Origin of the sequence: Streptomyces acidicola (assembly GCF_009377235.1) — a bacterium.
GTDB lineage: Bacteria > Actinomycetota > Actinomycetes > Streptomycetales > Streptomycetaceae > Streptomyces > Streptomyces acidicola.
In genome coordinates, this window is record NZ_VMNX01000044.1 from 35,582 (window position 1) to 48,114 (window position 12,533).

The window sequence follows — 12,533 nt, forward strand, 5'->3', positions numbered from 1 at the left end:
TCGCATTCCCTCTCGCATGTCCCGGCCCTCAGCCGAGGATGTGCCGCAGATAGGCCTGTGGGTTGTCGAGGTAGCGGCGCCAGTGGTCGACGAGGGCGAGCTCCTGCCACTCCACCCGGCGCAGGCCGTGCTCCCCGACCTCGACGATGTCGGCGCCCGGCAGCGCGGTCAGCAGCGGGGAGTGGGTGGCGCAGACGACCTGGCCGCCGTTCTCGGCCAAGTGGTGGACGTGCCCGAGGAGTTCCAGGCAGGAGGAGAAGGACAGCGCCGCCTCCGGCTCGTCCATCACGTACAGGCCGGGCTCCAGGAAGGCCCCCCGGAACGCGGCGAGAAATCCCTCACCGTGGCTGACCGAGTCGGGCTCGTACCCCTCCCGGTCCAGCGCGTCCATCGCCGTCTCCGCGCGCAGGAAGAACCCCTTGCGGGCCGACCAGCTGCTGAGCATGCGCCGTCCGCGGGGTGCGGCGTCGAAGCGGATGCGTTCGCCCAGCATCGACTTACGGCGGCGGCTGGCGTAGCGCCAGTCGTGCGAACCGCCCCAGGGGTCCAGCCCGAAGCCCTCCGCCAGAGCCTCGACCAGCGTCGACTTGCCCGAGCCGTTCTCACCGACGAGAAACGTCACCGGCGCGGTGAAGCGCAGCCCGTCCTTGAGGAGCCCGCGCACACAGGGCAGGGACCACGGCCACGTCCCTTCGTCGTACGAGTCCACATGTGCGTACGCGCGTTCGACGATCATGTGGTGAGTCTTCCATGGCCGAGATCGAGGACGGGGAGTTCCTCGTGTCATTCAACGGCGCCCTATGTGGCCGCTCGCAGGCACCGAGCCCCGTTCCGGTCCTGCGGCGGATCAGACGACCCGGGTGCCGGGGAAGCGACGTGTCGTCGCTCGTCTGTCACCGGCCCCGTGGCATAACGCGGGCCCGTCGCCGGCCAGTCCGTGACGCACCGCGTACGGGCCCGGTACGTGGATCGCCACACCCGGTTCGCCCCTGCGTACGTGCTGCGGTTCTTTCATCGGCCGTTCGCCCGTCAAGGAAACCTGGCGCGAACCGTCAAGTGCGTCAGCGGGCCCCGCCGGCTCGGCCCGAGCCGGTGAGCACCGCGGTGACGACTTCGGTGCGGGACCGCATTCCGGTGCGGGCGAACAGCCTGGTCAGACGGTTGGCGACGGCGTCCTCACTGAGCCGCAGCACGGTGGCGATCCGGCGGTTGGAGAGCCCTTCGGCGATCAGGGTGGCCAGCAGGTGCTCGTTCTCGGCGGTGGCCTGCTTGCGGCCGGGAACGGTGAGTCCGGCTTCGCGCATCGCGGTCCTGGTGTGAAAGCGCCACAGCGTCGCGCCGGTCTCGCCGAACAGTTCGTACGCCTCGTGCAGCAGCGTGGCCGGGCCCGCGCCCGCGTCGGCGGCCGCCATCAGGGTGGTCGCGGTCTCCCACGGCAGGCCGCGGGAGCGGGCCAGGTCCACCGCCTCGCGCAGGTTCGCGCGGGCGGTGTCGGGGTCGTCCTGCCACAGGACCCTGGCCGAGGCCAGCAGGTGCCGCAGCCGTGTCCTGTCGCTCCCCATCCGGTCGGCGATCCGGCCCAGGTGTTCCAGGCAGGTCACCGCCTCGGCGGTGCGTCCCGCCTCGGCCGTCACCTCGGCGAGCAGCGCCCACAGCTCTTCCGTGCCGTAGACGTGGGCGTGCTCGTGAGCCCTGTCCAGCCCGCGGCGCAGCGTCCTCTCGGCGCGGTCCAGGTCGCCGAGGGTCCTGAACACCTCTGCCTCGGCGGCCCTCATGGAGTACGACGGCGGAGCCTCTTCCGGGCCGCGCATGCTCTCCATCACGCGCAGGGCACTGGTGGTACGGCCCCGGGCAAGGAGGATGGCCGCGGTCCGCGCGGGAAGGAGAAAACTGTCCGACGCGGGGGTCTGGATCTGGTCGTTCGCCAGCAATCGGCGGGCCGACTCCAGCGCCTCGTCCCACCGGCCGGTGAGGTGGCACCAGAGGAACTGACTGAGTGGGGGCAGCATCTCCACGGTCAGCCCACGGGACCCCAGCAGGGTTTCCGCCGCGTGCACGTCATAGCCGGCGGCCAGCTCGTCGAACAGGGCCAGGGCAAGCGCGTACACCTTGCCGGGAGGCAGTTCCGGCACGGGCGGCGTGGCCAGTTCGCGCCGGAACGGCTCCGGTCGGCCCAGCACCAGTTCCGCCACGGCGCTGAAGGTCCGGGGCGTCCCACCGACGCGCGGGCCGACGTTCCACACCGCTTCCGTCCGTGAGAGCAGCTCCCGTGCTTCCTGCCACCTCGTCAGCTGGCAGAGGGCCAGGGCCTGGCCGCTCACCTTGGCCAGGGCGGGCACCGGCAGCTCGTCCCACCAGCGCGCCGTCGCCAGCCTGGACACCATCGGCCAGTCCAGCTGGTTGGTCGTCACCGCCACGAACTGGAGGGCGGCCTCCTGCAGGGCGGACGTGGTCAGCCCTTGCCCCGGGTTGCGCAGCAACGTTTCCGTTATGGTCCGCACGGTCTGGTAGTCGGCCGCCATGTAGGCGGCGGTCGCGTACCGCTGCAGGGCCGCATCGCGGGCGGCGGGCTGCTCAATGAGGCGGGTGGCGGCCCGGAACCACCGGAGCGTGCCCCGGCCCTCCGTACCGGGCCGCACCCGCTCGGCGGCCGCCATCAACTCGGCCACCGCGCGTTCACGGTCGACCAGGGTGCCCATGTCCACGATCCGGTCCGCGAGGTACGTCCGCGCGTCCGCCTCGTCGAGCACGGCCGCCGCCGGACCCGTCGTCTGCCCGGCGTGCTCGGCGTCCGTATGCTCGGCGTCCGTATGCTCCGCGTCCGTATGCTCCGCGTCCGTATGCGCCCAGAGCACCTCGACCGCGATGGCGGACAGCCGTCTGCGTTCCATCGGCGTCAGCCGTTCCCGGACGGTGTGTGCCGTCAGCGGAAGGCGGAACGTCCAGCCCCGTACGGCGGAGCCGTCCGGGCCCAGGGGCAGTTGCGAAACTCCCGCAACAGGCCCTGGCAGTTCGTCGACGATCCCCACCTCGACCAGACCGCGGACGCCGTCGCCGACAGCGTCGGCGCCCAACTCGGTCCACTCCGCGATCAGTTCCAGGGCCGGTCGGCCCAGCGGCCACAGAATGCTCAGCGCCGCGGCCACCGCGCGGCACGGCTCGCCCAGCGCGTCCAGAGCCGTGACGAACCGGTCGCCGTCCGGCAGCACCGGGATCGGCGTCCGCGCGCCCACGAAGGCATGGCCGTCGGCGACCCGGATCTCGCCCCGCCGTGTCCAGCCGGTGAGCAGAGCGTCGACCGCCCCCGGGACCCCACGGGTGAGCTCGTGCACCAGCCGGGCCAGGGCGGCGTCGGGCGTCGCCTGCAACCGCCGCGCCACCAGCGCGGTGGTGTCCTCCGGTCCCAGGCGGCGCAGCACCACCGTACGGGACCCTTCGACGCCGGCCAGCCGTTCCACGGCCCCGTCCGGACCGTCGCGGCCCGGCGCCCCGTCCTCCACGACATGCCGCGCCGACGACACCACCAGCCGGACGTCGGGCGCGAGCCGCGGGAAGTCGATCCCACGGAGCACGGACAGGGATGCGGGATCGGCGTGCTGGGCGTCGTCGACCAGCACGACCACGGGCCCGGACCGGTCAACAGGCCCGGACCGGTCAGCGGGCCCGGACCAGTCGAGCGCCGCGCGCAGCAACTCGTCCATCGCCACCTGATCGCGCTTGTCGGCGGCGGCCAGCGCCCGCGCGGCCTGTTGTCCCGCCGACCGTTGCCGTTCCGCGGCGGCCCGGTGCTCCTCCAGCGCCATGACCAGCCGCAGCGCCAGCAGCAGCGGCCGTTCACCGTCGGCCGGAACACACGCCACGGCAAGCACGGTGGTCCCCTGCTCGCGCAGCCGCTCACCGACGGACTGGACGAACGTACTGCGCCCCACTCCCCGTTCGCCCCGCACGAGCACCAGACGCGGGCCGTCGGGGTCGCTCAGTAAGCCACGGATCTCGTCCGACTCGCGCCCGCGGCCGAGCAGGGAGTCGTTGGTCCGGTCCACACGTGCGGCCGTACCACCGCGGACCAGTTCGGTGTTGCCCGACCGCGCAGCCACTGTGCAGTGCGTCCTTTTCGATGACGTGCCCCGGCGGGCGGTGAGCACGGCCGTCTCCGGCTGCCCCCGCACCTGGGACTCCCTTGGTGCGCTGACATTATGACCGCCGTCGCCATGAGGTGAACGCCGACGCGTTCGGACGCGAACTCCCTGTTGTGGGAAGGCCGTTCGCATCCAGGGTGAACGGGGACGCGCGGAGAGCCGTCTCACAGCCGGAGGAGGGAACGAGGCGAGCAAGGAGTCGTCGTGCAGCAGCCCCATGGACCTGTCATCGGCAGGGACGGCGAAGTCCGCACAGTGGTGGAGACCCTGTCCGCCACCGGTGCCTCGGCGCGTGTCCTGCTGGTCACCGCCGGCGCCGGGACGGGCAAGACCGCTGTAGTGGAGCAGGCGCGGCGTAGGGCGGTCCAGGAGGGCACCAGGGTTCTGCGGCTCGGCTGGGAAGGCGCCGAGGACACCGCTGACGTGATTCTCGCCGCCGGGGCGGGCCGCGGCCTGGCCGTCAAGAACCCCGACAGCGGCCCGCTGCGTCTCACCGCTGCCCGCCGAGCACAGCTGCGTGCCACCGAACGGGACGGCGCGGAGGCCCCGCTGTCCGGACCGGCCACCATCGGCGAGGCACTGACGGAGGCGGCCCGCCAGTCCCCCTTCGCGCTGCTCGTCGACGGCGTCGAGCGCATGCCGCGGCGCATCGCCGAGGATGTCGGGCTGCTGCTGCGTATGTTCCGCCCACGGGGCGTACCGGTGGTGATGACCGGCCGGCCGGGGTACGCGGCGGACGCCGCCCGCTCGCAACTGACGGCCGCGGCCGACCAAGTGCTCGTACTCCCGCCCTTGCAGCCGGCCGACATCGCCGCGCTCGTCACCACGCACATCGCCGGACGGTTCGGCCACCCCGCCGAACCCGGCCTGGCGGACGCCGTGTCGCGTGGGCTGGGCCCACTGGAGGGCAATCCCCGGGCAGTGCTGTCGGTGCTCGACTCCCTCGATGAGCACGACCTGCTGGAACTCGACGGCCAGTTGTGCCTGACGGTTCCGGAGAGGCGGCTGCGGTTGACCACGGAGCCGGCCGAACTGGTCCGGATCGCCTGGCCCGACGCCCCTCCGGACCCGGAGATCGTCGAGGCGGCGATCGTCTTCGCCCATGTGACCGACCAGGCCGACATACGGTTCGAAGACGTGCTCAGGCTGCAGCCGCCGGCCGACGTCCGGGCCGCCGAGCGCAAGCTGGACCGGCTGGTCGCGGACCGGGTACTGACGGCCGCGGACCACGACGGACGCCTGTCGTTCGCCGTCCCGGCGCTCGGGGCGGCCCTGCGGACACTGCCCACCCGGCGCGACGTGCGGGGGGTGTACGCGCGGCTCGTCACCCCGGTGACGGACCGGCTGGGTGCCAAGGCCGCGGGCAGCGGTTACCCCTGGCTGGCCGATCAGGTCGCCGCCGCCGGCCGGCGGCTGGACGACGGGCTCGCGGTGCCGCTGCTGCTGGCCGCGGCCCGCGAGGACGCCCGGGCCGACTGGCCCCTGTCGGTCCGCGCCTACTCCTCGGCGCTTCGCCGGCTGGCGCCGCAGGACGAGCGGACGCCGGGCGTGCTCCACGAGGCGAGCAGCCTGAGCCTGCGGCACGGCGACCACTCCGGCCTCCTGGCGATCGGAGAGCCGCTGCTCGCCTGCCTGGATGCGGTGGACGCGCTGGACGCGGCGGACGTGCCGGACGCCGAGAACACCCGGAAGGCCCAGAACACCGACGGCCTGGAAACCGTCGCCGGCGCATGGGTTCTGGCGGCACTTCACGAACACCGTTCCCCGTACGCCGACGACGCCGACCCCCGCTACCGCGAGGCACTGGAACGGCTGCCCGCGGCGGCCGGACTGGCGGCAGTAGCCGGTCTCTACGGCATCGGACCGGTCACGTCCCCACCGGAATCGGCCGCACACCCGCCAGAATCGGCCGCACACCCACCGGGATCGGCCGCGCACCCCGCCCCGGAGTCGGTCGCCGTCGACGAGTGGGCCGACGCGACCGCTCCAGGGCACCGCTCCGGCCCCTTGCCCTCACCCGCCGAGTTACGCCTGGTGACCGCCGCGGTGGGCAGCCATGCCGAACTGCAGGCGGCACGGCGGAACCTGCCACCCGACGCGACGAACGAACCCGCCCTGGACCGGCTGCGCGACGCCGCCGCCTACGGAGACCTGGCCGGCGCTCTCGCCGCCGTCCTCGGTGACCGGTACGTCACGGCCAGGGGCGCGGCCGGGGACAGTGTCGCCACCCGGTACCGGGCCATGGTGCGTGACTATCTGACGGGGGACTGGGACGCCGCACTGGCAGCCGCCCGTCACATCGAGGTGCGGAGCCGGTCCGACGGTACGGCGGGCGCCGCCCAGCCGGCGCGGGCGCTGGCCGCGGAAATCCACTGCATGCGCGGGGACGTCGTACGCGCCCGCGCCTGGCTGGAGCGGATACCCGACACCGTCACCCATCCTCTGGTGGCACGGGCACGGCTGGGCGCCCGCTACTGGTCGGGCCGGACGGAGGAGGCGCTGGAGGGGGCGTGGCACGACGTACGACAGGCGCGGAAGGCCGGCCTGCTCGCCGGTGTGGAGCGGGTGCTGCTGCGGATCCTGTGGTTCGCCGCCCAGGAGAACGCACCACAGACGGTGCGTCAGGCTCTGGAGGAACTGGAGGCGCTGCACGACGAGGTGGCCTCCCCCATGACCCATGAGGCGGTGCTCATCGGACGGGGCACGGCGCACCGCGACGCGGACAGCGCACTGACCGCCTACCTGTTGCTGAAGCGCCGGGGCGACGTTCACCTGAGCGTGTACTGCTGCCAGTGCCTGACGGACACCGCCGACGATCCCCGGCCGTGGCTGAACGAGGCGGCACGCGAGATGCACAGGCTCGGAATCGGGCGCCCCTTCCGCACCGAGCTCATGCGTGCCGCACAGCGGAGAGACATCGCCATGCCGAGGCTCCGTCCCGCCAGGGAGGACCTGAACGAACAGGACGTCAGGCTGGTACGCATGGTGAGCGACGGCGCGACCAACCGGCAGATCGCCGTGGGACTCGCCTGCAGCGAGAAGACCGTGGAGCAACGCCTGACGCGGCTGTTCCAGCGCACCGGCTGCCGCTCGCGGGCGGAGCTTGCCGCGGCCTGGCTGGACGGGAACCTGGCACGGCTCGGGCTGCTGCCCGGGGACCCGGCGGGCACGGACACCAGGTCCGGCGGCTGATCCCCTCGCCCCATTGGCCCGGGACGGCATCAGATGAGACCGGCGCGTATCGCATAGGAGACGGCATGCGGACGATTGCGCAGCTGTAAGCGGTTCATCACGCCGTAGAGGATGTACTTGATGGTGCGTTCGGAGTACGAGAGCTTCACCGCGATCGCCGAGAGTTCCTCGCCCTCGGCGATCAGGCGGAGCACGTCCAGCTCACGAGGGCTCACTCCGGACGCACTCGGAGGTCGCGCGGGGAGGACGTCCCTCCGGGTGGACCGGACATGTTCCACCAGTGTGGACCGGAGGGCGGGCGGAAGGCTCGTACCGCCGGCCGCGACGGTGAGCAGGGCGCCCACGAAGGCCTCCGGTGTCAAGGAGTTGCGCCACAGCACCGCACGGACCCCCCGGCCGACCGCCGCGGAGACATCGGCCCGCCACTGCCTCCCGACCACCATCACGAAGCGACCGCGGGACCCCTCGCGGAGGCCGGCCAGCAGATCCAGCGTGGACCCGTCGGCGACGTCCACGGCCACCACGACGGTGTCGGCCTTCTGGTGCTCCCCCGGCCGCACTTCGCTGAGACGACGGTCGTGCTGGAGACAGCTGACCAGTCCGGCGCGGGTGAGGTAGTCGGGTGCGTTGATCGCCACACGTACGGTGCCGGTAGGTGCCTGCTGAAGTGTTTGCTGAGGCATACGCACCCCATCGCGAATACGGTCGTCCACAAGCTCGATGCCCTGATGCTGCCATGCACGGCTGGTACGCAGCCGTCGTGCGGCCCTCCCTCCCTTAAGCACAGGGAAACCTGGCACGAGCAGTACGCCGCGCTCCCCGCACCGGGCTCAACCCCTGGCCGCCACACCTGAGAAGCGCGCCCTGACCTGCGGAATCGACGGCCCTCCCAGGCGTCCGCCAGGTGCCTGCCGCGGCAGTTGTCCCTGGATGTGGCGCGGCGCGAGTGGAGAGGCGGGGGGTGAACAGGCGGCTACGGCCGCTCCATTGGACGGCGTCGGGCATACGTCTCCCGCGCCGTGGTCGCTGAGGAGGACAGGTGCGGCAGGTGTCGGACGATGCGTCCGTGTTCGCGTTTCGTATGTGGTGGCGCGCGTGGGACTCCTCGGAGTGGTTGCCGGGATCACGGTTGCTGGTGCACGTGTCCGACAGCGCGGGCGTGACGCCGGAGCACCTGTCCTGGGGCACGGCGGACGGCGCGCAGCCCGCGCTCGGCTTCTCGCCGGACATGGCGAACTGTTACGGCCATCGCCGCACAGCCGGCGGCGATGTGGTGGAGCTACGGGGCGAACCCGACGGCACACGGGACGACTGGGAAGACGGCGCCGGCGCCGGCGGGTACGAGTTCAAGGAGCTGCCGCAGCAGGCTGTGGAAGCCCGGCCGGGCCTGGTCCAGGTCGTCGATGACGCACAGCGTCGGTTCCTGCGTGAGCTCACGGACCAGCGTGCCGAGCGGCTCCTTCTGCGCGACGTCGTCCCGACTGGAGTCGGACCCGTCCTGCCGCAGCGCGTCCAGGAGCTGGAAGACCGGGCCGGTCCGGGAGATCCCGCGGTTCCCGCCGAGCGCCTGGCCGGCCCTGGTCCGGGCCACGGTGAACCCGGCCGCCGCGGCGCGGACGGACAGCTCCTCCAGCAGCCGGGTCTTCCCGGAACCCCGCTCCCCAGTGACCACGGCCCACGGGGAGCACCCCACCGCCGCGTCCGACAGCAAAGCGGTGAGCTGCGCCATCTCCCCGCCCCGGCCCACGAAGGGCGTGACGGCAAGACTGCGGGAAGAGGCAGGGCCGGGGACCGCGGCAGGAGAAGCGAGGGACACAGACGCAACGGACACAGACGCGACGGACCCAAACACAGCCGGGTCGGAGGGGCGAGGCGTGCCGAGCACAACAGCGTCGTGCCGCAGGATCGCGGTCTGAAGGTCCCTCAACCCGGGGCTGGGGTCCAGACCGAGCTCCGTGGCCAGCATCTCGCGAAACCGCTCGTACTGCCGGAGGGCCTCGGCCGACCGTCCCGTCGCGTACAGCGCACGCATCAGCAGCGCCCAGCACGTCTCACGGAGCGGGGCCGTGAGGATAAGGCTCTCGGCGACGTCGATCGCCTGCTCCGCCTCTCCGAGCTGGATCAGGATCGCAGTCTGCAACTCCTTGGCGTCCTGGTGGGCGGCGCCGAGCCGCACGCTCTCGCGCATCGTGAAGGCGTGCTCGGCAACCTCGGCCAGAGGCTCGCCGCGCCACAGCCCCAGCGCCACGTCGATCTCCTGCCGGGCAACGGAAAGCTGACCCGCCCTCAGCGCCGCACGCGCCCTGCCCACTGAGTCCTCGAAGAGTGCCGTGTCCCGTGCTTCGCGAGGCACCTTCAGGGTTTGGCCGGCCGGGCCGTTGGCCAGCAGGGTGGACCGGCCCTGCCGTACCGGATCGAGGACCGCGCGCAGTCGGCTGATGTGGGCACGCACCGAGGAGACCGCGCTCGCCGGCTGGTCCGACGGCCACAGATCGCGACAGAGACTGTCCAGTGAGACGGGGCGGCCGTCCTCGATGAGCAGGCGCACGAGCAGCACCCGGCGCTGCCGGGGCCCCAGATCGAGCGAGGTGTCGCCGCGCAGCACCTCGACAGGGCCGAGCACGCCGAAGCGCATCGCGTGTCCGAGACGTGAGTTCACCTGGTGGGCCCCTCCTGGGCGGCACCGCATAAGCAGGGCCTCACCACACGCATGGGGGCATGCGAGATACGCGAGTGGACGGTCACAGAACCACCGGAACTGCCGCCAGGCAGACGCGGACACCGGCACCCGCCGCTACGCGGGACGAGGCACTCGCCCGGCCGCCTGAGGCTGCGGATGTCGTGCAGCCAGGCATCGTCCTGGCGGACGGCCCGGCGTTACGAGCCCTCCCGAAAGCAGCCAACCAACGGCGGATTGCTCAATTGTTGTCCGCCTGTTGTTCGCAGCGGCACCCGGAACGTCGGCCTGACGGTGCTGTGCGCGTTGTGACGAGCCGGGCCGGAATCTGCCCTCGACCAGCACCAGCCCGCCACGGAACCTCGACCATGGCCGAAACCACGAGATCACGCCGCTCACGGCGGGTTGTCCCTCTGTTGGAGCCCCCTGTCGGATTCGAACCGACGACCTGATCATTACAAGTGATCCGCTCTGGGCCGGACTGAGCTAAGGAGGCACCGCGCGCCACAACGCCGCACGCGAAGGCGGCTCTACTGTACACAGAGCCCGTTTCCCCAAGCCACGAAGTTCGCCGCTCAAGAGATCCAAAAACTGTGCGTAACCATCCGTGCACCCGTTCGTTGATCGGTCTGACGTGCTGTTCCGAAGATCGGATCGTCGGGGAGGGATCATGGGGGAGTCTGCGGAGAAGGCGAAGCCGAAAGCGGTGAAGGGCGAGGAGGCCGAGCGCATCAAGCGCGAGGCGCTCGGCATCGGCAACCGCCGCAAGCACCACACACGCAAGGCGACTCCACTGAAGGGGCACGTCAAGGAACCCGACACCCTCCACCGTCTGTACCGGTTCCGCTTCTACCCGACGGAGGAGCAGGCCGAGCAGCTGGGGCGGACGTTCGGTGCCTGTCGGTGGGTCTACAACGAAGGGCTGACTCTGCGTTCCAAGGCCTGGGAGCAGCACCACGTGAAGGTGGGCTTCGCGGAGACATGCCGATCGCTGACCGGTTGGAAGCGGGCAGAGGAGACGGCGTGGCTGGGAGAGGTGTCGTCGACGGTTCTGCAGCAGTCGTTGCGGCATCTCGACCAGGCGTACGGTCGGTTCTTCAAGGGGGAGGCGAGGTATCCGAAGCGGAAGAAGAAGGGGCGGTCCCGGGACACGGCGACGTATGTGCGTACGGGTTTCAAGTGGGTCGAGGATCTGGAGCGGCCGGGTACGGGGCTGATCACGCTGGCCAAGCAGGCGCGTCCGCTGGACGTCCGCTGGTCGAGGGCGCTGCCTGCCGGGACGGTCCCGGTTCGGTTGTCGGTGACGCGGGATCGAGCCGGCCGGTACTTCGTATCGACGCTGGTGGAGGAGCGCATAGCGCTGTTGCCTGCCGCGTTCGAGCCGGATTCGCGGGCGCCGAAGGCGGTGGGGCTGGATCTGGGTCTGGCGTCGCTCGTGACGCTGGACGACGGGACGAAGCTTGATCATCCGCGGTTGTTGAAGCGGTACGCGGAGAAGCTGGCGCGGTTGCAGCGGGAGCTGCACAAGAAGGTGAGGGGATCGAAGAACCGGCAGAAGGTCAGACAGAAGATCGCACGCCTCTACGCGCTCATCAGCGACGTACGCAGGGACATGCTGGACCAGTTCACGACCCGCCTGGTGCGCGAGAACCAAGTGCTTGTGGTGGAGGACCTGTCCATCGTGACCCTGCTCCGTGCGGCGCGCGGCAAGGGGAGGCGCCGGAAGGCGAAGCTGAACGAGGCGATCTTCGATGCCGCGTGGGGCGAGTTGCTACGGCAGCTTCGGTACAAGTGCGACTGGTACGGCCGGACGCTGGTGATCGTCGACCGTTTCTTCCCCTCGACCCGGCGGTGCTCGGCCTGTCACGCCAAGGGGCCGAAGATGGACGTCTCGGTTCGGGAGTGGACGTGCGCCGAGTGCGGTGTGGTCCATGATCGCGACGTGAACGCCGCCGTGAATCTCCGCGACGAGGGGATGCGGCTGTACTGGCTGGTGGCGGCCGGACTGCCGCCGGAGAAGAAGGCGCCGACGGTGATCAAGGCGTCGGAGCTGGAGGAGTGTCTGCTGGCCGCGTAGGAGCGGCCGGTGCGGTACGGACCGACGGGCCGTCGGCCGGAATGCCTGTGGAGTCCGTGTGAGACCGGTCAGGCACAGCTCTTCAGGGTTGTGCGTGGTCGGCAGTGGGCGCTGAAGCGGGAAGCCTCAGTCAAGGCCAAAAGTGCGTGGCTCTGCCCCGTCGAAAATTCCCCCGAAGTTCACAGCCACCGGACTACTGACAGACCAGGTGAACGCCAGGTACCGTCCTGATCCAGTCCACCCACGTGGACCAACCACGACGGAATCACCCGTAGTGGCACCACCTTCCACAACGGATCGTCCGGCACGTTCCTGCCGGTAGAAGGGGGCCTGCGACCCATGGCCACTGTCTCGTTCGACAAGGCGACCCGGATCTACCCGGGCACCGAGAAGCCCGCCGTAGACGCGCTCGACATCCACATCGAGGACGGAGAGTTCCTCGTCCTGG

6 protein-coding genes, 1 tRNA gene and 2 pseudogenes are annotated in these 12,533 nt (G+C 71.0%); 4 read left to right on the plus strand and 5 right to left on the minus strand.

The features are described 5' to 3' along the window. Positions 1-28 precede the first annotated feature (28 nt). Both FPZ41_RS14790 and FPZ41_RS14795 read right to left on the minus strand, forming a co-directional pair. Positions 29-736, minus strand: a complete 708-nt coding sequence (locus FPZ41_RS14790; RefSeq protein ID WP_152862785.1) for an AAA family ATPase — start codon at positions 734-736, stop codon at positions 29-31. A 325-nt stretch (positions 737-1,061) separates the two neighbouring features. Further along, positions 1,062-4,097 (minus strand): AAA family ATPase, encoded by a 3,036-nt coding sequence (locus tag FPZ41_RS14795; RefSeq protein ID WP_322620239.1) that lies wholly within the window; start codon positions 4,095-4,097, stop codon positions 1,062-1,064. Between the two features lie 246 nt (positions 4,098-4,343). Between FPZ41_RS14795 and FPZ41_RS49885 the strand changes: the two genes are divergently transcribed. After that, the gene (locus tag FPZ41_RS49885) at positions 4,344-7,331 is read left to right on the plus strand and encodes a helix-turn-helix transcriptional regulator (RefSeq protein ID WP_322620240.1); all 2,988 of its coding nucleotides are present in this window, start codon (positions 4,344-4,346) and stop codon (positions 7,329-7,331) included. Positions 7,332-7,360: 29 nt separating this feature from the next. Here the strand turns inward: FPZ41_RS49885 and FPZ41_RS14805 are convergent, their stop codons facing one another. Beyond that, entirely contained in the window at positions 7,361-8,014 is a 654-nt protein-coding gene (locus FPZ41_RS14805) for a LuxR C-terminal-related transcriptional regulator (protein WP_152862789.1), read from the minus strand. A gap of 398 nt (positions 8,015-8,412) precedes the next feature. On the opposite strand from FPZ41_RS14805, the pseudogene FPZ41_RS48255 reads away from it, so the two are divergent. Then, positions 8,413-8,562 (plus strand): annotated as a pseudogene (locus tag FPZ41_RS48255) (hypothetical protein); the annotation flags it as partial. Positions 8,563-8,610: 48 nt separating this feature from the next. On the opposite strand, the gene FPZ41_RS14810 reads toward FPZ41_RS48255, so the two are convergent. Both FPZ41_RS14810 and FPZ41_RS14815 read right to left on the minus strand, forming a co-directional pair. Beyond that, entirely contained in the window at positions 8,611-9,990 is a 1,380-nt protein-coding gene (locus tag FPZ41_RS14810; protein WP_322620241.1) for a BTAD domain-containing putative transcriptional regulator, read from the minus strand. A 435-nt stretch (positions 9,991-10,425) separates the two neighbouring features. Then, positions 10,426-10,504: transfer RNA gene (locus tag FPZ41_RS14815), tRNA-Thr, on the minus strand. 174 nt (positions 10,505-10,678) lie between these two features. Between FPZ41_RS14815 and FPZ41_RS14820 the strand changes: the two genes are divergently transcribed. After that, positions 10,679-12,085 carry an RNA-guided endonuclease InsQ/TnpB family protein gene (locus FPZ41_RS14820; protein ID WP_152862793.1) on the plus strand — a complete coding sequence of 469 codons (1,407 nt, stop codon included), beginning with the start codon at positions 10,679-10,681 and terminating at the stop codon, positions 12,083-12,085. 339 nt (positions 12,086-12,424) lie between these two features. Beyond that, positions 12,425-12,533 (plus strand): annotated as a pseudogene (locus FPZ41_RS14825) (sugar ABC transporter ATP-binding protein); the annotation flags it as partial.